The organism is Nocardia sp. NPDC051787 (assembly GCF_040681325.1).
In the GTDB taxonomy this organism is placed as follows: Bacteria; Actinomycetota; Actinomycetes; order Mycobacteriales; family Mycobacteriaceae; genus Nocardia.
Map to the genome: position 1 here is coordinate 12,425 of NZ_JBFAYO010000011.1, position 24,051 is coordinate 36,475.

At 68.2% G+C, this 24,051-nt stretch carries 22 protein-coding genes; 9 read left to right on the forward strand and 13 right to left on the reverse strand.

Annotated features, from left to right (window positions below):
• Positions 1 to 2,538, forward strand: coding sequence for a hypothetical protein (locus AB0M45_RS13810; protein ID WP_364327440.1), 2,538 nt, complete (start codon positions 1 to 3; stop codon positions 2,536 to 2,538).
• A gap of 275 nt (positions 2,539 to 2,813) precedes the next feature.
• Here the strand turns inward: AB0M45_RS13810 and AB0M45_RS13815 are convergent, their stop codons facing one another.
• The 5 genes from AB0M45_RS13815 to AB0M45_RS13835 all read right to left on the reverse strand — a co-directional run bounded on the left by AB0M45_RS13815 (position 2,814) and on the right by AB0M45_RS13835 (position 9,032).
• Positions 2,814 to 3,371, reverse strand: a complete 558-nt coding sequence (locus AB0M45_RS13815; protein WP_364327443.1) for a hypothetical protein — start codon at positions 3,369 to 3,371, stop codon at positions 2,814 to 2,816.
• Positions 3,372 to 3,516: 145 nt separating this feature from the next.
• Entirely contained in the window at positions 3,517 to 3,891 is a 375-nt protein-coding gene (locus tag AB0M45_RS13820; protein WP_364327446.1) for a hypothetical protein, read from the reverse strand.
• A gap of 1,057 nt (positions 3,892 to 4,948) precedes the next feature.
• Complete coding sequence (locus AB0M45_RS13825) at positions 4,949 to 5,695, reverse strand: DUF6008 family protein (RefSeq protein ID WP_364327449.1); 747 nt, start codon at positions 5,693 to 5,695, stop codon at positions 4,949 to 4,951.
• Between the two features lie 178 nt (positions 5,696 to 5,873).
• The gene (locus AB0M45_RS13830; RefSeq protein ID WP_364327452.1) at positions 5,874 to 6,515 is read right to left on the reverse strand and encodes a TetR/AcrR family transcriptional regulator; all 642 of its coding nucleotides are present in this window, start codon (positions 6,513 to 6,515) and stop codon (positions 5,874 to 5,876) included.
• Positions 6,516 to 6,563: 48 nt separating this feature from the next.
• A complete protein-coding gene (locus AB0M45_RS13835) occupies positions 6,564 to 9,032 on the reverse strand; it encodes a phosphoketolase family protein (protein WP_364327455.1) in 2,469 nt (822 codons plus the stop codon).
• 270 nt (positions 9,033 to 9,302) lie between these two features.
• On the opposite strand from AB0M45_RS13835, the gene AB0M45_RS13840 reads away from it, so the two are divergent.
• From AB0M45_RS13840 to AB0M45_RS13870, 7 genes are all read left to right on the forward strand, one after another.
• A complete protein-coding gene (locus AB0M45_RS13840) occupies positions 9,303 to 9,878 on the forward strand; it encodes an FKBP-type peptidyl-prolyl cis-trans isomerase (RefSeq protein WP_364327458.1) in 576 nt (191 codons plus the stop codon).
• A 257-nt stretch (positions 9,879 to 10,135) separates the two neighbouring features.
• Positions 10,136 to 11,512, forward strand: a complete 1,377-nt coding sequence (gene tig, locus AB0M45_RS13845) for a trigger factor (protein WP_364327461.1) — start codon at positions 10,136 to 10,138, stop codon at positions 11,510 to 11,512.
• A gap of 236 nt (positions 11,513 to 11,748) precedes the next feature.
• Positions 11,749 to 12,336 carry an ATP-dependent Clp protease proteolytic subunit gene (locus AB0M45_RS13850; protein WP_364327464.1) on the forward strand — a complete coding sequence of 196 codons (588 nt, stop codon included), beginning with the start codon at positions 11,749 to 11,751 and terminating at the stop codon, positions 12,334 to 12,336.
• Positions 12,337 to 12,406: 70 nt separating this feature from the next.
• Positions 12,407 to 13,075, forward strand: a complete 669-nt coding sequence (locus AB0M45_RS13855; RefSeq protein WP_067475990.1) for an ATP-dependent Clp protease proteolytic subunit — start codon at positions 12,407 to 12,409, stop codon at positions 13,073 to 13,075.
• 432 nt (positions 13,076 to 13,507) lie between these two features.
• Positions 13,508 to 14,788, forward strand: a complete 1,281-nt coding sequence (gene clpX / locus AB0M45_RS13860; RefSeq protein WP_195131826.1) for an ATP-dependent Clp protease ATP-binding subunit ClpX — start codon at positions 13,508 to 13,510, stop codon at positions 14,786 to 14,788.
• 145 nt (positions 14,789 to 14,933) lie between these two features.
• Positions 14,934 to 15,344 (forward strand): STAS domain-containing protein, encoded by a 411-nt coding sequence (locus tag AB0M45_RS13865; protein ID WP_364327468.1) that lies wholly within the window; start codon positions 14,934 to 14,936, stop codon positions 15,342 to 15,344.
• 60 nt (positions 15,345 to 15,404) lie between these two features.
• Entirely contained in the window at positions 15,405 to 15,506 is a 102-nt protein-coding gene (locus AB0M45_RS13870) for a ribosomal protein L7/L12 (protein ID WP_364327471.1), read from the forward strand.
• Positions 15,507 to 15,697: 191 nt separating this feature from the next.
• Here AB0M45_RS13870 and AB0M45_RS13875 read toward each other — a convergent pair whose 3' ends face one another.
• From AB0M45_RS13875 to AB0M45_RS13895, 5 genes are all read right to left on the reverse strand, one after another.
• Positions 15,698 to 16,591, reverse strand: coding sequence for a hypothetical protein (locus AB0M45_RS13875; protein ID WP_364327474.1), 894 nt, complete (start codon positions 16,589 to 16,591; stop codon positions 15,698 to 15,700).
• Between the two features lie 223 nt (positions 16,592 to 16,814).
• On the reverse strand, positions 16,815 to 17,384 hold the full coding sequence (locus tag AB0M45_RS13880) for a carboxymuconolactone decarboxylase family protein (protein WP_364327477.1): 570 nt from the start codon (positions 17,382 to 17,384) through the stop codon (positions 16,815 to 16,817).
• A 97-nt stretch (positions 17,385 to 17,481) separates the two neighbouring features.
• The gene (locus AB0M45_RS13885; protein ID WP_364327480.1) at positions 17,482 to 17,859 is read right to left on the reverse strand and encodes a nuclear transport factor 2 family protein; all 378 of its coding nucleotides are present in this window, start codon (positions 17,857 to 17,859) and stop codon (positions 17,482 to 17,484) included.
• Positions 17,860 to 17,898: 39 nt separating this feature from the next.
• Positions 17,899 to 18,690: an AraC family transcriptional regulator gene (locus AB0M45_RS13890; protein ID WP_364327483.1), complete on the reverse strand. Its 792-nt coding sequence runs from the start codon at positions 18,688 to 18,690 to the stop codon at positions 17,899 to 17,901.
• Positions 18,691 to 18,886: 196 nt separating this feature from the next.
• A complete protein-coding gene (locus AB0M45_RS13895; protein WP_364327486.1) occupies positions 18,887 to 19,519 on the reverse strand; it encodes a dihydrofolate reductase family protein in 633 nt (210 codons plus the stop codon).
• Positions 19,520 to 19,713: 194 nt separating this feature from the next.
• Between AB0M45_RS13895 and mihF the strand changes: the two genes are divergently transcribed.
• On the forward strand, positions 19,714 to 20,028 hold the full coding sequence (mihF, locus tag AB0M45_RS13900) for an integration host factor, actinobacterial type (protein WP_067475971.1): 315 nt from the start codon (positions 19,714 to 19,716) through the stop codon (positions 20,026 to 20,028).
• Positions 20,029 to 20,186: 158 nt separating this feature from the next.
• Here the strand turns inward: mihF and AB0M45_RS13905 are convergent, their stop codons facing one another.
• The 3 genes from AB0M45_RS13905 to AB0M45_RS13915 all read right to left on the reverse strand — a co-directional run bounded on the left by AB0M45_RS13905 (position 20,187) and on the right by AB0M45_RS13915 (position 23,944).
• Complete coding sequence (locus AB0M45_RS13905) at positions 20,187 to 20,729, reverse strand: hypothetical protein (RefSeq protein ID WP_364327490.1); 543 nt, start codon at positions 20,727 to 20,729, stop codon at positions 20,187 to 20,189.
• A gap of 81 nt (positions 20,730 to 20,810) precedes the next feature.
• Positions 20,811 to 21,650 (reverse strand): formate dehydrogenase accessory sulfurtransferase FdhD, encoded by an 840-nt coding sequence (gene fdhD, locus AB0M45_RS13910; protein WP_364327493.1) that lies wholly within the window; start codon positions 21,648 to 21,650, stop codon positions 20,811 to 20,813.
• Positions 21,647 to 23,944 (reverse strand): FdhF/YdeP family oxidoreductase, encoded by a 2,298-nt coding sequence (locus tag AB0M45_RS13915; RefSeq protein ID WP_364327496.1) that lies wholly within the window; start codon positions 23,942 to 23,944, stop codon positions 21,647 to 21,649. Before AB0M45_RS13915 ends, fdhD begins: the two co-directional genes overlap by 4 nt.
• Positions 23,945 to 24,051 lie beyond the last annotated feature (107 nt).

Consider the following 24,051-nt stretch of genomic DNA (forward strand, 5'->3'; position numbering starts at 1 on the left):
ATGTCGGAAGTGAACAGCGGCGGTGGCAACAGCCCCGCCGCGCCCGGCGAGTTCGTGGGCAGACACGCCGAACTGCGACAGATCGACACGCTGCTGTCCTCGTCGAGCGCGCGGTTGATCACGCTGGTCGGGCCGGGCGGCATCGGCAAGACGACGTTGGCGTTCGAAGCCGTGCGCCGCTATCGCGGCACGGCGCGGCACGCCGTGTACTGGACGCGCCTGGCTCGACTCGCGGCGGGCGCGGAAACCGGAGCGGTCGCCGAGGAAGTGCTGCAGTCCCTCGCCAAGAGCGGCATCACGGGCCGGTCGGCCTGGGACGGTTTGGTGGCGACTTTCAGCGAACACGACGACGAGTCGCACCGGACGATCCTCGTGCTCGACAACTGCGAACACGTGCTCGGCGGGGTCGGACCGCTGATCGTCGGACTGCTCGAAGCGGTGTCCGGCCTGACCGTCCTCGCGACGAGCCGGGAGCCGGTGGGCTGGATCGACGAGCAACTGGTCACCGTGCCGCCGCTGGCCGGCCCGCACGCCCTCGAATTGTTCCGGCGGCGTGCCGAGCGCACTGGACGGCCGATTCCGGAGGATCCCGGACAGCTCGCCATCGCCGCGCGGATCTGCGGTCACGTCGACAACAACCCGCTGTTCATCCGGCTGGCCGCCGCGCGACTGCTGCACCGGCCGCCCGCGATCGTGCTGCGCGAGTTGTCCGGTAACACCGAAGACCGGCGCCTGCAGTGGACGCACGGCGCCAGGGGCGGCGTGGGGGAACGCCACCGCAGCGTGCGCGACGTGATCGCCTGGTCCTACGGTCTGTGCACCGACCTCGAACAACTGCTGCTGGAACGGTTGTCGGTGTTCGCAACCAGTTGCGACGCGGAGAACGACGAATCTCCGTTCGGCGGCGCGGACACCGACGCGATCGTGGCGGTCTGCGCGGACGCGTCGCTGCCCGCCGAGGAGCTCGAGCGGCTGCTCGAGCGCCTGGTCGAGCGGTCTTTGCTGTCGGCGCACATCACAGCGACCGCGGTCCGGTACTACCTGCTGGAGAGCGTCCGGGTGTTCATGCGCGACCGCCTGGCGGCGCGCGGCGACGACGTCGACGAGGCGCGGCTGCTCGCCCGGCACCGGCGCCACTACCGGGACCGGGTCGCCGCGGGGCCGGCCACCTGGTACGGCCCGCGGGAACAGGAGTGGATCGACTGGGCGCGCACGGCCTGGGACAACATCCTCATCGCCATCGAAACCAGCCTGGCCGACCCGGCGGAGGCCGTCGTCGGATTGGAGACCGCCGCGACGCTGATGGCGTTGCGTGTGCCGTTCATCACCGGCTCCAACCGTGCCATCACCGGTCTCGCCGAACAGGCGCTGGAAGTCACGGCCCAGCTCGATCCGCCGCCGACCGGGCTGCGCATCAATGCCACCGCGTTGGTCGGCTGGATCGCCATCTGGCAGGGCAGGCACACCTACACCGCGCAATTGCTGGACGAGTGTGCGGCGGAGTGCCTGACCGACCCGGATCTGCGTCGCAGCTGGCGGGAGACCACGGCGACCGACGTCGGCCTGCCCGCCCCGGTGGAGTTCACCTGGGGTCTGGAGCTGCTGCTGATCCACTTCGACCTGCGTGCGGCCGATGTACTGTCGCGGGCGCGAAGGAAATTCGCCGCGGTCGGCGATCGGGCGGGGGAGCAGCGCAGCGAGCTGTTCGAGACGCTCACCTACGCCAACATCGCCGACGCCGACGTGGCGCTCGGGGCCACGCGCAGGCATCTGGACCGGGCCCTCGACTCCGGCGCGGCCTGGGCCATCGCCTGGGCCGAGCTGGCCTTGATGATCGCGGTGTCCAGGCACGGTGATCCGCGGGAGGCGGTGCGGCTCGGACAGTCCACGCTGGAGCGCCTGCTGACCACCGGGGATACCTGGACGGCGGGCTGGGTCGCGCACTTCAGCATGATGGCGAAGACCTACCTGCTGTCGGCCCGGCTCGACGCGGGCGACACCGGGACCGCCGAATCGATTGCCGCCGCCACCGAGATCGCGCATCTGCAAGGCGGAATCGACACGCTGCACCGTTCGATGGGCATCGTCGCCGACCGGGTGACGCTGGTGGCCCGCGGCACCGCCCGAGCCGTCGAGGTGGCCACCTCGGTCGTCGGCGAGGAGGTCTACGGGGCGGCCGCCCAACGCGGCGCCCGCCTGCGGCCGGAACGCGACGAACTCCAGCTGTTCCTGCTCGGCAGGTTGCCGATCGATCAACTCCCGAGCCCGCGACCGCGAGCCAGGACGATCGCCTCGCGCTGGGACGAGCTGACCCCCGCGGAGCGGGAGGTCGCCGTGCTCGCCGCCGCGGGCTGGGCCAACAGCGCCATAGCCGGGCGCAGGGGCAGTTCGATCCGGACGGTCGACGCCCAGGTCGCGGCGGTGCGCCGGAAGCTGATGGCGGCCACCAGGGCCGACATCACCTGGCATATACCGGAGCATCTGGACGAGCGGGTCCGGCTGGAATCCGAGCGGCGGCCCACGCGACGGTCGGCTTGATTTGCAGCGCGGATCTGATTTGCAGCGCCTGCGGCGCTGCGTGTTCGCGGCCCTGTGATGGCTCGCGTCCGAAGGACCGCCGCTGGCGACTGCGTCGCGGACGCGGCGGCCACTCGGACGCGCGCCGGGCCGCGAACGGGCAATGCTCGGTCTCGCTCCGCTCGAAACTCGAGGCGGGGCTGTTGTGGTTGCGCTGAGGGCGAACCGTACCAACGCAACCACGCCCATAACCGTCGTGGCGGTTACGGGCGTGAGTGCGCGTTATTCGGGTTCGGTCAGATCAGGGAGCCGTCATGGCAACTGCCCGACGACCGCCAAGACGGCCGCGGCCCCGTGCCGGGGTCGAACGCCCACTGGGCGATCGGTCCGGCGGCTTTCCAGTACAGCGCGCCGCGTCCGTCCGCGACCACCTGGTATACGTCCTCGGAGCCCTCGATGAGCTGGTTGCCGACGCAGTAATCGTTGTAGTCGGTACCGAATTGGCGTGCGCCGGCGCTGAACTGGCCGGCGGGGTTGGCGTACGCGCCGGGGTTGGGGACGGTGCTCCTCTGCCGCGCGTCCGCGCGGTGCCAGGAGGACGTATGCCAGTACGGAGCGCCGCGACCGTCGGTGCCGCAGATGAAGTTCCAGCCGCCTGCCACGACCGTCGTGCCCTGGCCGTAGGCGCCACCGGCCCAGAGGCAGGCAGCGCCCTGAGCCTCGGCGGTGCCCGCGCCGAGGCTCAGGCCGCCCGCCGCCACCACTGCCGCCGCCAGCAGGGTGAGCGTCCGTGCCGTCGCGGTCCGCTTGTCGTGACACGCGGTCATACGGCGTAGGCCTCTAATCTTGCTCATTGGGGTTTCTCTTTCGTGCGCTGTCCCGGCGGTCGACGAGGATCGGCCTTCGGGAACGATGATGCTTCAAGTAATGCGCCGCTATACAGCGGTAAGATCAGGTGCGGAAATGTCGGGAAAGGTTTCGAGTGCGCCGGCTGCTCGATCAGCGGCACCAGCTGGCGTGCGGCTTGCACACGGTGTAGCCGCTGCCGTCCGGGCGGGTCGTCCGCGACCAGGTCGAGCTGTTGGAGTTGTTGCCGGTGACGGTTTCGCTCGGCCCGGGCTGGCTCTGGCGCTGGTGGTAGTCCCGGCGAGCCTGGTCGGCCGCGTTCGCCTCCAGCCGGTCGCTGTTGCGGTGGTGCTGACCCATCGGGTCGATGTGGGTCCAGCCGTGGTCGTCGCCCGTGCCGTTGCGTGGGTCCGAGGGATTCGAGCGCGGCTCGGCCGCGGTGATGCCTGCGGCGCCCGCGGTGAGTGCGCCGATGATCACGGCGCAGGTGAGCAGTCGCCGGGCGGTATGTGTGATGGTGGCGTTCATGGTAAGTCTCCGTGTGGAATTCGACCTGTGCGCGGCACGGTTCGGGATGCGGCGGTGCGGCGAACGGCGGGTGTCGGAGTTGCCGCGCGGGGTGGGGGCGGGAAAGGAATCGCGGCGGCATCCGTCGCGGACATGTCGTCCGCGGGGCGGTGCCGGTCGGCGCGGTTCCGGTCGTCGGAGTGGGAAGAGCCCGGCCTGTCGTCTCCGTGGCGGCCCGGGTATGCGGGGCGTGGGGCCTCGACGGTGTCGGGCCCGGCCAGCGCTCGGGCCGGCGCCGGGGTTTCCGGCGTGGCCGCTATCGCGCTCACGATCAGCGGGCGGACGAGCCAGGTCTGCGTCCGTCGCTGGTGTGCCGTGATGCCGGTCATCGTTCGTGTCCGATTCATCTCGCCACCCTTGGGAGCGGGGATCGGCCGGTGTGGTCCGATCAACGACTCCCCGTTTATCGTGCCGTTGGATAACGTCACATTAATCGACGGGTAGATGCATTGTCGAGTGGATTTCTCGGTGCTGGGAAGCCTGCCTGCCGCCAGCTGGGTGGCCGCCGCATGACCAGCGGCGATGTCGGCAGCGATAGGGGGACCCTGGGCGCGGTCGGAGGCAATATTTTGCCCGGGTCAACTCGGGAACAGCTGGCGGTGCAGGCGGGTTCGATAGCTCATCAGCCGAAAAGTGATGTGGCTCGCGGATTTCCCGGTGAGGTGGCGCGAACACACTTCGGGCATCCGCTGATCTGAGTGATCCGCGATCGGGTGGCCGCTCAGTGGTTCACCGTATGGATCTTCGACTGCCGAACTGCTGGAAGAGATGGTCGCACTCGTCCGCGGACACGCGATCGGCCGGACACTCGGCGAATGCGCCGCCGTGCCAAGGGGATTACATCAGTGGCGTGGCTCTCGAGGGCGCGGCCGATGGAGGAAGTTCGCGTGCACCGTCCACGTGCTCTCTGGTCGAGCGGGTTTGAGGAATCATGGGCACAATCGTCGCGGGGTGATACGAGAAACCGCGCCTGCTGGCAGGTGACCTGCCGACGGGCGCGGTTTCGATCTCTGGGGAATCAGGCTTCGATCGCGTAGGCCGGGGCCACCGGCTCGTTTGCCGCGGCCGGAGCCCGGCGGGGCTCGGTCGTGGCGGCGGTATCGCGGAACGGGGCTTCGATCACCGCGCGCTCACGCCACAAGTGGTACAGCGCGAGCGCGAAGATGGTCGTGCCGATCACGTTGGCCAGGAAGTGCCACCAGATGCGGTAGGTCGACGCGCCCGCGCCGGGATCGAGCAGGCCGAAGATGGTCGACAGCCCGATCGCCTCGGTGCCGAAGGCGACCGTGAGGGTCAGCGCGAGATGCTCGAGCCCGTGGATGCCCTGCATCAGCACGCCCATCCGGCCCCACTTGCGGGCCTTGCTCTCCAGTGCGTGATGGGTGACCAGCGCGACGCCGACCAGCCCGGCGAGGAAGTGGAAGTTGCCGACCAGGTGCAGCAGCTCCATGCCCAGCGACGGCTTCATATGGTCGACCTGGCCGAAGCCGTTGGCCAGGCCGGTGCCCCACGGGGTCATCCAGGCCGGTGCGTTCGGATGCTGGATCCAGTACCCGACCTGCGCGACATGCTCTTGGAAGTGACCGATCTGGGCGATCACGCCCAGCCCGACGACGCCGAGTGCGGTTCGGAACATCCAGGGCCGCAACGGTTTTCGCAATGCGACGACCAGCACGCCGACGGCCGCCCACATCACGACCATCCACGCCACCATCCCTATCGCGCCTAGGATCTCCAACGCGCTCGCTTCGGCTGTGTGGTTCATCGGAACCGCCCTTCTGTGCGCCCTCCGGCAACGGCGGCGGATGGGATGTTGCAACGGAACGCGTGCAGACGCGTTATCCGCAAGATACAAGCTGGGGCACCGTTTGTCCGAAGTATCCGAATGTGCAGGGCTGCCGCATGATTCGGCTCTCGTTATGCGCAAAGCGCATAGCGCATGCTCAGGCGGGTTTCAGGAATCCCTCGATGATCCGGCGGGCGCGCTCGGCGGCCTCGGGGTCGCCGATCCGCAACGCCGTGTTGGTCGCGCAGAGCACCGCGTCGATGTGGAAGGCGACCAGATCCGGGTCCAGATCGCCGATCTCACCGGCGGAGACCGCCGCGCGAAGTTCCCGTTCCAGCAGCCGCACCCATGCTCGCTGGTCGCGGAACAGCGCGTCCCGGACCGGACCCGGCTTGCTGTCGTGCTCGGCCATGGTCGCGACGCGGAAGCATCCGCCCGCGAACAACGGCGTCTCGGCGTACACCATCCAGTGCTCGGCCAGCGCTCGCAGGCGGGCGACGCCGTGCGGCGCGGATCGCGCCGGTTCCACGACCGCCTCGGTGAACCGGTCGCGCGCGTAGTCGATGACGGCCAGTTGCAGCGCCTCTTTGGTGCGGAAGAGGGTTTGGATGCCCGCCTTGCTCAGTCCCGTGTCGGTCGCCAGCCTGCCGAAGCTCAGGCCCGAGAGTCCGTCCAGCGAGGCGATGTCGACCGCCCGCCGCAGCACGGTCGCGCGGGTCTTCGCCCCGCGCAGCAGGCGTTTGTCGGTGATGCCCGTGGTGTGCCGCTGAGGCGGCGAAACGGAGTCCACACCTTCCATACGGTCGATCGTACGTTCTCGGTCGCGGGCTCCGTCCGATAGCCGCACTCAGGCGCGCTGGTAGGGCCAAGTCCAGTCGGCGACCTCGGGGATGTCCGCGCCGTGCTCCCTGGTCCACGCGCGGGCGGTCCAGCGCGCGTCGACCATCTCCTGCCGCAGTCCCGCGGCCCGCTCGCGCAGGGTCGGCACGCGATCGATCACATCCATCACCAAGTGGTAGCGGTCCAGGTCGTTGAGCATCACCATGTCGAACGGTGTGGTCGTGGTGCCGCGCTCCTTGTAGCCGCGCACATGCAGGCCGCCGTGGTTGGCGCGCCGATAGGTCAGCCGGTGGATCAGCCACGGGTAGCCGTGGAAGGCGAAGATCACCGGCCGGTCGCGGGTGAACAGTGTGTCGAACTCGCTGTCGGGCAGGCCGTGCGGATGCTCGTCCCGTGGTTGCAGCCGCATCAGATCGACCACGTTCACCACACGCACACGCAATTCGGGCAGTCGTTCGCGCAGTATCGCCGCGGCGGCCAGGGTCTCCAGTGTCGGGACGTCACCCGCGCAGGCGAGCACCACGTCCGGCATGGTGCCGACCTCGTCCCGGTGGCAGGCCCAAGGCCAGATGCCGATGCCGCGTGCGCAGTGTTCGGCCGCGTCCGTCACCGACAGCCAGTCGGCCTGCGGTTGTTTGCCCGCGACCACCACGTTCACATAGTGGCGGGAACGCAGGCAGTGGTCGTAGGTGGACAGCAGCGTGTTGGCGTCCGGCGGCAGATATACCCGCACGATCGAGGGCTTCTTGTTCAGCACCACGTCCAGGAAGCCGGGGTCCTGGTGGGTGAACCCGTTGTGGTCCTGGCGCCAGACATGCGACGACAGGAGGTAGTTGAGGCTGGCGATCGGCCGCCGCCACGGCACCGCCGCGCTGGCGTCGAGCCATTTGGCGTGCTGGTTGAACATCGCGTCGACGATGTGGATGAACGCCTCGTAGCAGGTGAACACGCCGTGTCTGCCGGTGAGCAGGTAGCCCTCCAGCAGGCCTTGGCACATGTGCTCGGACAGCACCTCGATCACCCGGCCGGTGCGGTCGAGTTTCTCGTCGCGGGCATCGATGTCGGCCTGCCAGTCGCGTCCGGTGACCTCCAGGATGTCCTGCAGCCGATTGCTGGCCAGCTCGTCGGGCGCGAAGGTGAGGAAGTTGTCCGGGTTGTTCCTGGTGACCTCGCGCAGCCATCCGCCGAGCACCCTGGTGGCCTCGTGCCGGGTCGCGCCCCGCGCGCTCACCTCGACGCCGAACTCGCGCCACTCCGGCAGGCGCAGGTCGCGCACCAGCGCGCCGCCGTTGGCGACCGGATTGGCGCTCATCCGCCGATTGCCTTCGGGCACCTGGTCGCACAGCTCCGACACCGGCTTACCGGTTTCGTCGAACAACTCCTCCGGACGATAGGACCGCAGCCACTGTTCCAGCACCGCGCGGTGCTCCGGGTCGGTGCGCGCGGCGGGCAGCGGAACCTGATGCGCGCGGAAAGTGCCCTCCACCGGGTCGCCGTCCACGATCGGTGGGCAGGTCCAGCCCTTCGGCGTGCGCAGCACGATCATGGGCCATGCAGGCCGTATCCCGTCGGTGCCGCCGCGCGCGGCGCGCTGGATCTGGGCGATCCGCTCGAGACCGGTGTCCATCGCGCCTGCCATGGCCTGGTGGACGGCGGCCGGATCGTCGCCCGCGACGACGATCGGCTCGTAGCCGTATCCGTGCAGCAGCGCGAGCAATTCCTCGTCCGGGATACGCGCGAGGATGGTCGGATTGGCGATCTTGTATTCGTTCAGCGCCAGGACCGGCAGGACCGCGCCGTCGCGCGCCGGGTTGACGAACTTGTTCGCATGCCAGCTGGTGGCCAGTGGACCGGTCTCCGCCTCGCCGTCACCGACCACACAGAACACGGTGAGGTCGGGGTTGTCCAGCGCGGCGCCGAACGCGTGCAGCAGCGAGTAGCCGAGTTCACCGCCCTCGTGGAAGGAACCCGGCGTCTCCGGTGCGCAGTGACTGGGCACGCCGCCGGGAAAGGAGAACTGGTGAAACAGCGCGCCCATGCCGGTGGCGTCCTGCGGAATGTGGCTGTAGAACTCGGAGTATGTGCCTTCCAGCCAGGCGCACGCGTTCGGGCCGGGTCCGCCGTGCCCGGGCCCCGCGACGAAAACCGCGTTCAGGCCGCGTAGCCGGATCGCACGATTCGCGTGGGTCCAGACCAGATTCAGGCCGGGCACGGTGCCGAAGTGGCCGAGCAGGCGCGGCTTGATGTGCTCTGGTCGCAGCGGTTCGCGCAGCAGCGGGTTGGCCATCAGGTAGATCTGGCCGACCGAGAGATAGTTGGCGGCCCGCCACCACGCGTCCATGGACGTCAGCTCGTCGCGTTCCAGCGGGCCCCGCGCGTCCGCGAGCCGATAGGGACGCGGAGCGACGGTTTGCCCGCTCGTCCTGCCGACATTGTCCGCCGAAGTATCGCCACCTGCACTGGCCATGTGGGTCATGCGCCGACTCTCCTCACACTCGGGGCATCGGGGACGGCGGCGCCACCACGCGCGCGCCGTCCCGGATCGTGCACGGCTGCCGACCGGAATCGGCAACGCGGAATGGAGAATTCATCGCCAGCTTAACGGGGCCTGCGATTCCGGCGTGGCGAAAGCGTGTCGCGGGACGTCCGGCCCGCCCGACCCGGGTCTATGCGTACCTCCACCTTCCTCCGGCCATGCGCGGACTGTTGACGGCCTGCGTCCGGCTGCGTCCATTAAGGTCCGGGCATGCACATTCTCGGAAGGATCATCGGGATCGGAGCCCTCGCCGCGACGACCATCGCGCTGGCGGCCTGCGGGTCGGACGACGAGACCTCCACCGTCACCACCACCAAGGCCACCGCCCAGGCGGGTCCTTCCGCCGCGCAGCGCCCGGCCACGCCGAGCAAAGGCCGCGAGTGCACGGCCGAGGACATCCGCGTGACCGGCGACTTCGGCGCCGCGCCCACGATCACCATCCCGGACGACTGCGACCCGCCGAAGCAGCTGATCGTCAAAGATCTCAGTACGGGCAGCGGCCCCGGCGCCGTCGCCGGTCAGCAGCTGACCATGAACTACGCGCTGGTCACCTGGTCGGACAAGAAGACGCTGGACAGCTCGTTCGACCGCGGCAAGCCGTTCCAGCTCACCCTCGGCGGCGGTCAGGTCATCGATGGCTGGGACCAGGGGCTGGTCGGCGTCCAGGAAGGCTCGCGCAGGCTGCTGATCGTGCCGCCGGAGCTCGGCTACGGCGCTGGTGGGCGCGGCATCGCGCCGTACGAGACGCTGGTGTTCGTCACCGACGCGGTCTCGGTGGGGAAGTAGCCGGACCCGTCGCGGCCTCCGGCAGGCACCGCCGATTGCAGGCTCGCTCGGCCGGTCAACTAACCTGGTCGGGATGCGCCGTGCACACCGCATCCCTCGTCGTCTCGGCCGAGGCCGGGAGCCCGGTCCGGATCGGCGCCGGTGGTGGGTGGCTGCCGGCGTAGCGCCGCTTCGCCTGCCATTCCGACCGCCGGGTGCGGGGTGGAGCACGCACACCGAACGTCAACCAGTACGAACAACGAACAAGGAGCATGTCCGTGAAGAGCACCGTCGAGCAGCTGAGCCCGACCCGGGTCCGGATCAACGTCGAGGTGCCCTTCGAGGAGCTGAAGCCGGATTTCGACCGCGCGTACAAGGCACTGGCCAAGCAGGTCCGCATCCCCGGCTTCCGTCCCGGTAAGGCGCCCGCGAAGCTGCTCGAGGCCCGCCTCGGCCGTGGCGCGATCCTCGAGCAGGTCGTCAACGACGCGCTGCCCGGCCGCTACAGCGAGGCCGTCACCACCGCCGAGGTGAAGGTCATCGGGCAGCCCGAGATCGAGATCACCAAGATCGAAGACGGCCAGGAGCTCGCCTTCACCGCCGAGGTCGACGTGCGTCCGGAGATCGCCCTGCCGGATTACTCCGGCATCGCGGTCACCGTCGACGCGATCAGCGTCGGCGACGAGGACATCGAGGAGCAGCTGCAGTCGCTGCGCCAGCGCTTCGGCACGCTGACCGGCGTCGAGCGCCCGGTGCGCGAGGGCGACTTCGTCTCGATCGATCTGTCCGCGACCGTGGACGGCGAAGAGGTGCCCGAGGCCGCCACCACCGGCCTGTCCCACGAGGTCGGCTCCGGACAGCTCATCGAGGGCCTGGACGAGGCGCTGGCCGGGCTGTCGGCGGGCGAGTCGAAGGAGTTCACCTCTACGCTGGTCGCCGGTGAGCACGCGGGCAAGGATGCGGCCATCACCGTGACCGTGCAGTCGGTCAAGGAGCGCGAGCTGCCCGAGGCCGACGACGAGTTCGCCCAGCTGGCGAGCGAATTCGACACCCTGGATGAGCTGAAGGCCGACCTGCGCGGCCGCGTCGAGCGGGTGAAGAAGGTGCAGCAGGCGGGCGAGATCCGCGACAAGGTGCTGGAGACCCTGCTGGAGCAGGTCGAGGTGCCGCTGCCGGAGGCCGTGGTCAAGGCCGAGATCGACGCCGTGACCCATGACGCCGTGCACGGTTTCGACCACGACGAGGCCAAGTTCGCCGAGGCGCTCGAGGCGCAGGGCAGCACCCGCGAGGAGTTCGACGCCGACACCAAGGAGTCCGCCGAGAAGTCGGTGAAGACCCAGCTGCTGCTGGACGCGATCGCCGAGGCGGAGGGCACCCAGGTCGGTCAGGAGGAGCTCACCGAGCGCATCCTGTTCCAGGCGCAGCGCTACGGCATGTCGCCGGAGCAGTTCATCCAGCAGGTGCAGCAGGCGGGCCAGCTCGGCGCGGTGTTCGCGGACGTGCGCCGCGGCAAGGCGCTGGCCGGGGTGGTCGGCCAGGTGACCGTCACCGACTCCGCGGGCAACCCGGTGGACACCGCCGAAATGTTCGGCGCTCCGGCGGATTCCGCGGACGAGGGCGAGACCGAGGAGACGTCGGCGGCGGACGCCGAATAATTCCATGGAATACCCGCGCTATCGGCGCCCGAGGGGTGCACTGATTGCGCTGTGAGCGAAGAAAGGGCGGTACCGGGAGTTCGGTGCCGCCCTGCTTCGTTAATGTTTGTGACGGCAAGTTGGATGCGCCTTGTCCAATAGGGTGCGGCATATCCAACCAGTGATGGCTATGTGGCAATCCGCAACGAGCCGGTGAGAGAAGGCAGGTATCCGTGACAATCAACCAGGCAGGGGTCATGACAACCGCGACTGCTGGTCTCAACCTCAGTGATTCGGTGTACGAGCGCCTGCTGCGTGAGCGCATCATCTTCCTCGGCACCCAGGTCGACGACGACATCGCGAACAAGCTGTGCGCGCAGATCCTGTTGCTGTCGGCCGAGGATCCCACCAAGGACATTTCGCTCTACATCAACTCGCCGGGCGGTTCGGTGACCGCGGGCATGGCCATCTACGACACGATGCAGTTCGCCGAGTGCGACATCGCCACCTACGGCATGGGCCTGGCCGCGTCGATGGGGCAGTTCCTGCTCACCGCGGGCACCAAAGGGAAGCGCTACGCACTGCCGCACGCGCGGATCATGATGCACCAGCCGTCGGCGGGCATCGGCGGCTCGGCGGCCGACATCGCGATCATGGCCGAGCAGTTCGCGCACACGAAGCGCGAGCTGAACGAGCTGCAAGCGCTGCACACCGGCAAGTCCGTGGAGCAGGTCACCAACGACGCCGACCGCGACCGCTGGTTCACCGCGTCCGAAGCCCTGGAGTACGGCTTCATCGACCACGTGATCAGCCACGCGAACCAGGCCAACGGCGCCAAGAAGTAACGCACCGGACCACCCACAGGCCCCCGGACGTCTCGAACGTCCGGCCGCCGCACCGACTTTGGAGACGAAGATGGCCAATCTGATCGACCCGCGCGCCGGCCTGTCCGGCATCGCACCGCAGAGCCCGCAGGCGCGCTACATCCTGCCGTCGTTCATCGAGCACTCGAGCTTCGGCGTCAAGGAGTCCAACCCGTACAACAAGCTGTTCGAGGAGCGCATCATCTTCCTCGGCGTGCAGGTGGACGACGCCTCCGCGAACGACATCATGGCGCAGCTGCTGGTGCTCGAGTCGCTGGACCCCGACCGCGACATCACCATGTACATCAACTCGCCGGGTGGCTCGTTCACCTCGCTGATGGCCATCTACGACACCATGCAGTACGTGCGCGCCGACGTCGCCACGGTCTGCCTGGGCCAGGCCGCCTCCGCCGCGGCCGTCCTGCTGGCCGCGGGCACCCCTGGCAAGCGGGCCTGCCTGCCCAACGCCCGCGTGCTGATCCACCAGCCGTCGCTGGAGGGCGGTATCCAGGGTCAGGTGTCGGACCTGGAGATCCAGGCCGCCGAGATCGAGCGGATGCGCCGCCTGATGGAGACCACGCTGGCGCGGCACACCGGCAAGGACGCCGACACCATCCGCAAGGACACCGACCGGGACAAGATCCTGACGGCCGAGGAGGCCAAGGAGTACGGGATCATCGACACCGTGTTCGATTACCGCAAGCTCAGCGCACAGAAGTGACACACGTGCCCGTCGTTTCCGGGTAGACCCGCCGAGGGCGGGGCGAATCGCCGATCCCGGCGGTGGTTCGCTTGAAAATTGCTTGACAACAGGGAATTCCGGCCGGGAGGTATGTCAGGGGCATGCTGCCCGGCCGGACCGCTTCCGTGTCGCCGGTGATTCGGACGATTTCGTTCGAACTCGGGCGTCGCGCGGCGGTCGGTCGGAGGTCATGGTGGGCCATCGGGCTCACAACCCGCGCGAGAAACATGCGCGAGTTGTCGACCTCCATCCCGCACACCGGGTACGGTCAACCTAGGGACCTTTGCTCCCGGTTGCCGACACTGTCCACCAGCTCCGAAACAGTCGAAGCGTTTGCGGCTGCGAAAGTGGTGGACAGCTGGCACCCTGGACGGACGGTTGCACGCGGACAAGGAAGTAGGGACCCACGAGATGGCGCGCATCGGAGATGGCGGCGATCTGCTGAAGTGCTCGTTCTGCGGAAAGAGCCAGAAGCAGGTCAAGAAGCTCATTGCGGGACCAGGGGTGTACATCTGCGACGAGTGCATCGATCTCTGCAACGAGATCATCGAGGAGGAGCTCGCCGAATCCAGCGAGGTCAAGCTCGATGAGCTGCCCAAGCCCGCCGAGATCCGGGACTTCCTGGAGAACTACGTCATCGGGCAGGACACCGCCAAGCGCACCCTCGCGGTGGCCGTCTACAACCATTACAAGCGCATCCAAGCCGGTGACAAGGGTCGCGACAGCCGCGGCGAGACCGTCGAGCTGGCCAAGTCGAACATCCTCATGCTCGGTCCCACCGGCTGCGGCAAGACCTATCTGGCCCAAACGCTGGCGAAGATGCTGAACGTGCCGTTCGCCATCGCCGACGCCACCGCGCTCACCGAGGCGGGATACGTCGGCGAGGATGTGGAGAACATCCTGCTGAAGCTGATCCAGGCGGCGGACTACGACGTGAAACGCGCCGAGACCGGCATCATCTACATCGATGAGGTCGACAAGATCGCGCGCAAGAGCGAGAACCCGTCGATCACCCGCGACGTGTCCGGCGAGGGCGTGCAGCAGGCGCTGCTGAAGATCCTGGAGGGCACCCAGGCGAGCGTGCCGCCGCAGGGTGGGCGAAAGCACCCGCATCAGGAGTTCATCCAGATCGACACCACCAACGTCCTGTTCATCGTGGCGGGCGCGTTCGCGGGCCTGGAGAAGATCATCTCCGACCGCACCGGCCACCGGGGCATCGGCTTCGGCGCCGAGGTCAGGTCCAAGGCCGAGATCGACACCACCGACCACTTCGCCGAAGTCATGCCGGAGGACCTGATCAAGTTCGGCCTGATCCCCGAGTTCATCGGCCGCCTGCCCGTGGTCGCCTCGGTGACCAACCTGGACAAGGAATCGCTGGTCAAGATCCTTTCCGAGCCGAAGAACGCGCTGGTCAAGCAGTACGTCCGGTTATTCGAGATGGACGGGGTCGACCTCGAGTTCACCGACGACGCGCTGGAGGCCGTCGCCGACCAGGCCATCCTGCGCGGCACCGGTGCGCGTGGTCTGCGGGCGATCATGGAGGAAGTCCTGCAGCCCGCGATGTACGACATTCCCAGCCGCGACGACGTCGCCAAGGTGGTCGTCAACGCGGACACCGTCAACGACAACGTGCTGCCCACCATCGTCCCGCGCAAGGCGCAGCGGCCGGAGCGCCGGGAGAAGTCGGCATAATAGCGGGTGTAGCGGCCGGGCCGGTGGGGTACTCCTTTGTGAGGGTTGAGCAAACAGCCTAGTTCCGGCGGGTGTGTCGTCCGGAGCGAATCGTTACCGCGGGCGTCGTTCTGAGATCGCCGCGGACGACTGGACCGAGGTCCTGATGTCGACAGTTTTCGCCACCCCTCCGTTTCTGCTTACCGACGCCCGCAAAGCCGACCATCCGGCCGAGCGGCTCCAGATTTCCGTCACTGCCCCGAGCGACCAGGTCACGCTGTGCGCCGTCGCGGGCGAGGTCGACCACTACACCGTCGAAGTGTTCCGCCGCCAACTGATCGGGTCGCTGAGCACGGCGGCTCCGCTGGTGGTCGTCGATCTGTCCAAAGTCACGTTCTTCGGCGTCGCCGGGCTACGGGTGCTGATCGAGGCACGGTCCCGGCTGGCGAGCACCGACCACCGCCTGCGCTTGGTCACCGGGCCGCGGTGTGTGGATCGGTTGCTCGAGGCCGCCGCCGATATCGCGTCATTCGAGACCATGACGAGTCTCGCGCATGCCGTGCTGGACGCCGCCTGAGGCCGGTGCCGGTCACAGGAGGCCGTCACACCGGGAATAGCCGAGGTCGACGCGCTTCTGATGCAGGGCAAGAAGGTTCACGCGATCAAGAGGTACCGCGAACTCACCGGGTGCGGGCTCAAAGAGGCCAAAGACGCGGTCGAACGGCGATATCCGTACTGAGTCCGATGCTGACGGCACCGTGTGCCGATCTCCATGGGAGATGCGATGCGCGGTGCCGTGCCGGAGGTGAACGGCGCACTGGGCCGCGGCGGCCGGTGTCGCTTCCGCAACGACGTATTGCACGGTTACGGGTTTGTCCGGTGCCGCCTCAGCAGTCGAACACACAGGATCACCCGTCCAGCGGGGACCTGCTACCGGTGCGAGCTGGGAACCAAACGGTCGTCGTTCTGCACGGCCCCCACGGCCACCGGCAGGTCGGCGTGGGAGCCGACGAGAACGTCCCCGGAGGATTCCGACAGCGGATCCGGCCCGGTGGGATCGGGCAGATTTCGGACCTCTTCGGTGGCGATGGCGATCGCACGGCCGTAGCGTGCGCTTGCGGCATCGTGGATGAGCAGCGCGACGCCGATCATCACCGGCGCGACCCCGTGCACTGCCGCGTCGAACCACCGGCCCGCACTCACGTACGGGTAGGTGTTCAATCCGACCGTCAGCGCCAGCAACGAGATCTCGGCGGCCGCGACCTGGCTGCGATTGTCCAGCACGCCCCACTCGGTGACCTTGTTCGTGCCGATCATGATGATGATCAGCGACACGCTGATCATCGCCTCCAGCAGATAGCTGAACCAGTACAGCGGATCGGTCGGCCCGCCGGGCGCGATGTTGTGCTGGACGTTGACCGCCGACCACAGCATCCCCGCGGCGACCACGCCCGCCAGCGCGCCCAGCGACCATGATCGGTGCCGGTACAGCGACGCGAGCCGGGCGTGCGGACTGGACGCGCGCCGCTGCGCGGCAATGGCCTTACGCGCCAACAGGATATCCTTGACCTCGGCCTTCTCGATGGCCTCGGTGGTATGCCGCGCACGGTCGGAGGCCGTGGCCGCCGCCTCTACCTGCTTCCAGCGCTGTTCCCGGTCCTGGGTCCGGATCCGTTCGGCCAGTTCGCGTTCGGCGCGCAGCTCCTCCTCCGATAGCGCGCCGGTCAGCGCCGGGTCGAACTGGTAGGCGAGGCGGCCCCTGGCCTTCTCGACCCGGCTCGCGAGCCGCGCGACGTCGTCGTCGAGAGGATGTTCGTCGAGCATGCGGCTCCAAACGGTTGAGCGGAGGGGAACTCGAGAAACCGAAGACGCCGACTCGGCCTATCGGTCACCGAATGCGACACGATAGCTCGCTGACCGGGACTCGGACAGGCAGCGTCCACACCTCCTATTCATAGTCCATTACCGGCCGCAGCGACAGTCCGGAGCGGCCGCGGTGCTGAAACACCTGGTCGGCCGGGACCTTTCCGGCAGCGTGGGTCCGCCGTCACGCCCAAGGCACCCGGCACGAATCGGTGCTGAAGCCTTGTGCCGTGATGCCGAGTGCTGAATAGGACCGTGCGCGTGAGTTTTCCAGCGCGATGTGATAGGTGAGTTCCACGACACCGGCGCGGCCGAAGCGTCGCTCGAGATCGGCGACCTGCTCGTCGGTGACCGAGGTCGGTGTCGCGGTCATCGCGTCGGAGTAGGCGATGGCGGCGCGCTCGTCCTCGGAATACAGCGGCGAGGTCGCGTAGTCGGCGATGTGTTCCAGCCGTTCGGTGTCCAGCTCGCCGAGGCGCATGAGCATGGCGCCGAAGTCGACGCACCACGAGCAGCCGATCGTCCACGCCGTGCGGTAGACCGCGATCTCGCGGATGACGGCGGGCAGGACGTTGCTGGCCTTGTCGACCATCGTTTCGTGGACGGCGTTCGCGACCAGCAGTTTGGGGTGGTTTGCGGCGACGGCGAACGGCTCCGGCACTTCCCGGAAGCGGCGCTTGGCGATCCGGTACAGCAGCTTGGTCACGGGTCCGGCCTGCTGCGGGGTGACGGCGGCGATGCGGGTGGCGCCCATGTCGATCTCCTTCGATCAGCGGATATGGTCCTACTTCTCGGACGAGAGACCGTGCCGGAATGTGATGGGGCCATTGTGTGACCCGCCCCACGGTGGATTACTCGGGCTCGATCCGCATGTCCTGCTGACTCCAGTAGGCACGCATCCCGGTGATCCGGCCTTCGTCGTCGAACTCCATCACGTCGATCGGCGAGACGGTGAAGCGTTGCCCGCCGACTCTCGTGACGAGGGTGAACGGGAACGCGGCCTGATTGCCCGCGATCCTGATCTCCTCGGGCCGCAGTTCGGTCTCCCGGTCCAGCGCGGCGATCACCTCGTAGAACTCGCGGATGGCAGCGTGGCCCTGCCGGGCGGGGGTGCCGACCGGGTCCTCCACGATCGCGTCGGGTGCGTACAGGTTGACGATCTCGTCGGTCGGGCCCGATCCGACCAGCTTGACGTACTGCTCGACCACGTCGCGGATCTGTTTGGCCACCGTACCTCCGATGAAGTGAAACGTGTTCTAATTTCTAGCCTAGCAAGCCCGAGTCCTCGATTCGATCCCTCCGGCGTCATCCAGCACGACGATCCGGACGCCGGTAGCCAGCAGCGCGGTGGCCGAAAGTCCGAACAGCGTGTGGAAGGCGTCGCTGAAATGGGAGGGGCTGGCGAACCCGGCGTCGATCGAAGCGGTGGTGAGGTTCTCGCCTTTGGCGATCGCCCGGCCGACGCCGAGCATCCTGGCCCAGAGCCGGTAGCGCCGGAACGAGGTGCCCGCCTGTGCCGCGAACAGGTGCAGGAATCGGGACTCCGACAGGTGCGCCGCCGCGGCGAACCGTTCGGCGGTGAACTCATGGGCGGGATGCGCCAGCAGAGTCGCCATGGCGGCCGCGACGCGGTCGTCCAGGGGTGGATATGGTGCCGAGCCGACGAGATCCGCCAGCGATCGCGCCTCCGGCCGGTCGCGGGCCGCCGCCGCCAACGCGGCCTCTTCCCGGTGGTTCAGCCCGAAATCGTTGTCCCAGAGGGTCATCCGCTCACGGCACGCGCGTGCTCGAAGTGATCCCGGATCGAGATAGCAGAACATCATGTGGTCACCGCCCGCGACCACCCGATGCACGCGGCGCGGTGGGATCAGCGCGCTGCGCACCGTGCTCGCGACGCCGTCGGACTCCAGCGTGAACGGGGCGTCCACCCCGACAGCCAGGCAGTCCACGGCGGTCGAATGGGCATCGAGGCGCAGGGAAGGTCCGCGATAGATCGCCTGCCCGGCCCACAGCCACAGCGCCGCGGATCCGCCTGTTTCCGGTGCAGTGCTCGGCCTCATCCGGCCATGCTGGCACGGACGTGCGTAGAGCGGCAGTTGTTCGGTTGTCGTGTTCCCGCCAGGCGACGGTGGCGATCGGCGGGGCCGACCGAGCCGGGTTTCGGGGGATCGCCGTTGATCCCCCTCTGGTTCGCCGTTGAACCGCGACCCGCGCTAGATGTTGCTGCTGAGTCTGTCGGGGAAGAGGTCGCCGGTGTTACCGGGCCGGCGCGGCTACTTCGTCGGTGTAGTCCCCGTACTGCGGCGTGCCGGTGTTGCGGTAGGTGCTGATCACGACGCCGCTACCGGTCACGCGGGAATCGGTGAGCCGGAGCCCGGTGGGCTGGACTTCACTGGTGAACAGCCGTTTGCCGGTGCCGAGCAGCACCGGGAAGGTGAGCAGATACAGGGTGTCGACCAGGCCGTTCGCCAGCAGGGTGTGGGCCAGGTTCCCGCTGCCGTGCACCTGGAGTTCGCGGCCGGGACGCTGCTTCAGCGCGGTCACCTCGGCGACCAGGTCGCCGCGCAGTAGCTGCGTGCCGGCCCACTCGGCGTGCTCCAGAGTCGAGGTCGCGACGTACTTCGGGAGCGTGTTGAGCTTCGTGGCGACCGGGTTGTCCGGATCGGTGACCTTCGGCCAGTAGCCCGCGAAGATCTCGTAGGTGCGCCGTCCGAGCAGGAACGCGTCGACCCGCTCGAACACCTCGTCGACGAACGCGCCGAAATCCGCGTCGCCGAACGGCACCGACCACCCGCCGTGGGTGAATCCGCCGCTGGTGTCCTCCTGCGGCCCACCGGGCGCCTGGTAGACGCCGTCGACGGTGACGAATTGGGTGAGGGACAGCTCCATGACGTGGTGTTCCTTTCGTCCGTTTCGCCCGCGGCGCGCGGGCCGGTTACCCGTTCCGACGGCGTGGACCGGGGAAATTCATCGCTATTTCCGCTGCTCGTGCCCCGGTGTGTCGAGCTTGCGCTCCTGGTGCCGTGATGTTTACTCGGTCCGGTCAACCAGAGGTTCGAGTGACGAGTGGAAGCGGAGGAGACATGGCACTGCCTACCATGACCGCAGAGCAGCGCACCGAGGCGTTGGCCAAGGCGGCTGCGGTCCGCAAGGCACGCTCCGAACTGATCGGCAAGGTGAAGGCGGGCAAGGTTTCCGTCGCCGACCTGCTCAAGAAGGCCGACACCGACGAGCTGGTCAAGAAGACCAAGGTGGCTGCCGTGATCAAGGCCCTGCCCGGCGTCGGCCCGGTGAAAGCCGCGAAGCTGATGGACCAGGCGGAGATCCCGGAAGATCGCCGCATCGGCGGCCTCGGTGCGCGTCAGCGTGCGGCGCTGCTGGATGCGCTGAAGGACTGACCGGCGGGAGCTTCGCGGCGACGTGGGGTCCGCGGACGCACCGGATCACGCCCGTGGTGATCGCCCACGGGCGTCCCGGACTCGTGAGCGAGCGCCGGTGAACGGACCGAGGACACAGCGCGCCTTTGCGCACGACGGAGCCGAGCGCAGTCGTGAGCTCAGCGGGACGCGCGCGGCCGGCGGCGCGGGAAGCGCAGGGTGATCGGCTGCGGGTCCGACAGCGGGAGATCGCCGCGCGGCGGAACGAACACGCAGACCAGCCCGCCGACGACGAGCAGGAACGCGGCGATCAGGCTGGCCGTGAAGCTGCCCGCGTCCAGCTCGGCGGGCTTGTGCAGGGCGTGGTAGAGGAAATGCGGGACGGCGAAGGTCAGCCAGCCGACGCCCGCGATCCGGGCTGCCGTGGTGCCGTTGACGACGAGCGCCGCGATCGTGACGGCGGTCAGCGCCAGGAAGAACGCCCCCACGTCGCCGGTCAGATGGTGGTTGTAGGGGCCGTCGGCCGCCACCCACTGGGCGCCGAAGCCCGGAAAGCTGGTGTACCAGGAGTGCGGCGCCAGGGTGGCCCACAGACCGACGATCGCGCCCTGCACGGCCGAGATCGTCAGGACGATCCGTGTGACCAGCAGGCGGCGGCGGTACTGCTCGAACCGCATCCGTACGCGCAGGCCCTCGGAGTTCCCCTCAACCGAGATCCGCATCGGCCGCTCCGTTCTCGCCGAACCCGTTCCGGCTCTGTGCAGTCACGGTAAGTCGGACGATCCGTTACAGGCAATAGGGAGTCAGGCCAAGAGTGCGGCCGTGCCGGGTGCGGCGCGGATCCGTTCGGGGGCGCTGTAGACGTTCATGGTGTCGCCGCGCAGGAAACCGACCAGGGTGAGCCCGGCGTCCGCGGCGAGGTCGACCGCGAGCGAACTCGGCGCCGAGACCGCGCCGAGCATCGGGATACCGGCCATGACGGCCTTCTGGACCAGTTCGAACGAGGCGCGCCCGCTCACGATCAGCACGAGATCGTGTGCGGGGACGCGGTTTTCGCGCAGCGCCCAGCCGATCACCTTGTCCACGGCGTTGTGCCTGCCGATGTCCTCGCGGACCGCGAGTGCGGTGCCGTCGGCGGTGAACAGTCCCGCGGCGTGCAGGCCGCCGGTGGCGTCGAACACCGATTGGCGGTCCCGGAGGCTGTCGGGCATGGCGGCCAGCACGCGAGTGTCCACCGCTGGGCCGTCCTTCGGTAGCGGGAACCGGGTGCGGGTGCGCACGTCGTCCAAGGCGGTCTTGCCGCACAGGCCGCACGCGCCGGTGGTCGGGAAGGCGCGAGTGGGGACCGGAACCGGCGTGCGCAGGGTGACGTCCAAGACGTTGTAGGTGTTGCGTCCCTGGTCGTCGGTGCCCGCGCAGTAGCGGGCGGCGACGATGTCTTCGGCGGAACCGACCATGGCTTCGCTCAACAGGAATCCGTGCACCAGGTCGATGTCGTTGCCTGGCGTGCGCATGGTGACCGTCAGCGAGTGCCCATCGATGCGGATTTCCAGGGGTTCTTCGACCGCGAGGGTGTCCGGACGCTGGATTTCGCCGGTGGGTGAGATCCGGCGCATCCGGCGGCGGGCGGTAACCCGGCTCATGAGGTGCTCGGCTCGAAGCGGACCGTGACCGCTTTGGCGACCGGTGTGTTCGACCGCGCCGCGACATGGTCCAGCGGAACCAAGGGGTTGGTCTCGGGGTAGTAGGCGGCGGCGTTGCCGCGTGGGGTGGGGTAGGAGACCAGGCGGAAGCCTTCCACGCGGCGTTCGGTGCCGTCGGTCCATTCGGAGACCACGTCCACCAGGTCGCCGTCGGCGAAGCCGGACGCGGTGATGTCGTCGGGGTGCACGAGCACTACTTTGCGTCCGCCGTGCACGCCGCGGTAGCGGTCGTCGAGGCCGTAGATGGTGGTGTTGTACTGGTCGTGGCTGCGCAGGGTCTGCAAGATCAGCCTGCCTTCCGGCACCGGCAGCCAGGTGAGCGCATTGACGGCGAAGTTCGCCTTGCCGGTGGCGGTGCGGAATTCGCGGGCATCGCGCGGCGGGTGTGGGAGCTGGAATCCGTTGCGCTGCCGGACTTTCGTGTTGTAGTCCGAGCAGCCGGGCACCACGCGGGAGATCGCGTCGCGAATGGCGTCGTAGTCGCGGGCGAACCGCGCCCACGGCACCGGATGATCCGCGCCGAACAACGCTTGCGCGAGTTCGCAGACTATCGCGACTTCGCTGCGGAGTTGGTCGCTGACCGGCTTCAGCCGTCCAGTGGAAAGGTGCACCATCGACATCGAATCCTCCACCGACACTTGCTGTTTGGTGCCGTCCGGGGACAGGTCGAGATCGGTGCGGCCGAGGGTGGGCAGGATCAGCGCGGTGCGGCCGTGCACGACGTGGCTACGGTTGAGTTTGGTGGAGACCTGCACCGTGAGCGCGCAGCCACGCAGCGCGGCCTCGGTCACCGCGGTGTCGGGGGTGGCGGCCACGAAGTTGCCGCCCATGCCGAGGAAGACTTCGGCGCGGCCGTCGCGCATGGCGCGGATGGCAGCGACCGTGTCGAAGCCGTGCTCACGCGGGCTGGTGATGCCGAACTCGGCGTCGAGGGCGTCGAGGAAGGTGGCGGGCATCTTCTCCCAGATGCCCATGGTGCGGTCGCCCTGGACGTTCGAGTGGCCGCGCACCGGGCAGACGCCCGCGCCCGGCTTGCCGATCATGCCCCGTAGGAGCAGCAGGTTCGTGGCTTCCTCGATGGTGGCCACGGCATGGGTCTGCTGGGTGAGGCCCATCGCCCAGCAGATGATGATGTTCTTCGATCGCGCGAACACCTCGGCGGTGTGCTCGAGTTCCGTCGTGCTCAGGCCGGTCGCCGCCAGGACAGTGTCGAAATCGACCGAGCGGACGTGCTTTTCGTACTCGGCGTAGCCAGCGCAGTGGGTGTCGACGAAGTCGCGGTCGACCACCGTTCCCGGCGCCCGGTCCTCGGCTTCCAGCAGCAGGCGGCCGAGCGCCTGGAACAGCGCCATATCTCCGCCGAGGCGGATCTGCAAGAAGTCGTCGGCGATCGGAACGCCGGTGGTGAGGCCCTTGACCGTCTGCGGATCGCGGAAGCCGAGCAGTCCCGTCTCCGGCAGCGGATTCACCGCGACGATCCGGGCGCCCTTGGCCTTCGCGCCCGCCAGTGCGCTGAGCATGCGCGGATGGTTGGTGCCCGGGTTCTGGCCCGCGACGATGATCAGGTCCGCCTTCTCGAAGTCATCGATGGAGACCGAGCCCTTGCCGATCCCGATCGAACTCGACAGCGCGGCGCCGGAGGACTCGTGGCACATATTCGAGCAGTCCGGCAGGTTGTTGGTGCCGTAGCTGCGGACAAGCAGCTGGTAGAGGAACGCGGTCTCGTTGCTGGTGCGCCCAGAGGTGTAGAAGACGGCCTCGTCGGGTGAATCCAGGCCGCGCAGCGTTTCCGCGATCAACCGGTAGGCGTCCTCCCATGCGATCGGCGAATAGTGGGTGTCACCGGGTCGCAGCACCATCGGGTGCGTCAACCGGCCCTGCTGGCCCAGCCAATACCCCGACTTGTCGCTGAGTTCCACGATCGAGTGCGTCGCGAAGAACTCCGGGGTCACCGTGCGCAGCGTGGCCTCTTCGGCGACCGCCTTCGCGCCGTTCTCGCAGAACTCGGCGGGCCTGCGGTGACCGCTGGGCTCCGGCCAGGCGCAGCCGGGGCAGTCGAAGCCGTGCACTTGATTGACGCGGGCCAGAGTCCGGGCAGTCCGGATGACGCCCATCTCCTCGACCGAGCGCTTCACCGCCACCGCCACGGCGGTGACGCCGGCGGCCTCCTCCTTGGGCGGAGTCACGGTCAGCTCGGCCTCGTCGATGTCCCGGCTCGGTCCGTTTCGATGCATGCCGCCATTGTGCTCTCCATGCCGTCCGAGCCGGGCGGGGACCGGTGCGGAACTGCACCCCAGGCCGGAATGCGCGCTAGGAAACTCGACCTCCAAATATCACATAT

Bases quoted from the DNA above. Each gene is read 5' to 3' on its own strand.
- AB0M45_RS13810 (WP_364327440.1), top strand. From the start codon at position 1: ATGTCGGAAGTGAACAGCGGCGGTGGCAACAGCCCCGCCGCGCCCGGC.
- AB0M45_RS13815 (WP_364327443.1), bottom strand. From the start codon at position 3,371: ATGAGCAAGATTAGAGGCCTACGCCGTATGACCGCGTGTCACGACAAG.
- AB0M45_RS13820 (WP_364327446.1), bottom strand. From the start codon at position 3,891: ATGAACGCCACCATCACACATACCGCCCGGCGACTGCTCACCTGCGCC.
- AB0M45_RS13825 (WP_364327449.1), bottom strand. From the start codon at position 5,695: ATGAACCACACAGCCGAAGCGAGCGCGTTGGAGATCCTAGGCGCGATA.
- AB0M45_RS13830 (WP_364327452.1), bottom strand. From the start codon at position 6,515: ATGGAAGGTGTGGACTCCGTTTCGCCGCCTCAGCGGCACACCACGGGC.
- AB0M45_RS13835 (WP_364327455.1), bottom strand. From the start codon at position 9,032: ATGACCCACATGGCCAGTGCAGGTGGCGATACTTCGGCGGACAATGTC.
- AB0M45_RS13840 (WP_364327458.1), top strand. From the start codon at position 9,303: ATGCACATTCTCGGAAGGATCATCGGGATCGGAGCCCTCGCCGCGACG.
- AB0M45_RS13850 (WP_364327464.1), top strand. From the start codon at position 11,749: ATGACAACCGCGACTGCTGGTCTCAACCTCAGTGATTCGGTGTACGAG.
- AB0M45_RS13855 (WP_067475990.1), top strand. From the start codon at position 12,407: ATGGCCAATCTGATCGACCCGCGCGCCGGCCTGTCCGGCATCGCACCG.
- clpX (WP_195131826.1), top strand. From the start codon at position 13,508: ATGGCGCGCATCGGAGATGGCGGCGATCTGCTGAAGTGCTCGTTCTGC.
- AB0M45_RS13865 (WP_364327468.1), top strand. From the start codon at position 14,934: ATGTCGACAGTTTTCGCCACCCCTCCGTTTCTGCTTACCGACGCCCGC.
- AB0M45_RS13870 (WP_364327471.1), top strand. From the start codon at position 15,405: ATGCAGGGCAAGAAGGTTCACGCGATCAAGAGGTACCGCGAACTCACC.
- AB0M45_RS13875 (WP_364327474.1), bottom strand. From the start codon at position 16,591: ATGCTCGACGAACATCCTCTCGACGACGACGTCGCGCGGCTCGCGAGC.
- AB0M45_RS13880 (WP_364327477.1), bottom strand. From the start codon at position 17,384: ATGGGCGCCACCCGCATCGCCGCCGTCACCCCGCAGCAGGCCGGACCC.
- AB0M45_RS13890 (WP_364327483.1), bottom strand. From the start codon at position 18,690: ATGAGGCCGAGCACTGCACCGGAAACAGGCGGATCCGCGGCGCTGTGG.
- AB0M45_RS13895 (WP_364327486.1), bottom strand. From the start codon at position 19,519: ATGGAGCTGTCCCTCACCCAATTCGTCACCGTCGACGGCGTCTACCAG.
- mihF (WP_067475971.1), top strand. From the start codon at position 19,714: ATGGCACTGCCTACCATGACCGCAGAGCAGCGCACCGAGGCGTTGGCC.
- AB0M45_RS13905 (WP_364327490.1), bottom strand. From the start codon at position 20,729: ATGCGGATCTCGGTTGAGGGGAACTCCGAGGGCCTGCGCGTACGGATG.
- fdhD (WP_364327493.1), bottom strand. From the start codon at position 21,650: ATGAGCCGGGTTACCGCCCGCCGCCGGATGCGCCGGATCTCACCCACC.
- AB0M45_RS13915 (WP_364327496.1), bottom strand. From the start codon at position 23,944: ATGCATCGAAACGGACCGAGCCGGGACATCGACGAGGCCGAGCTGACC.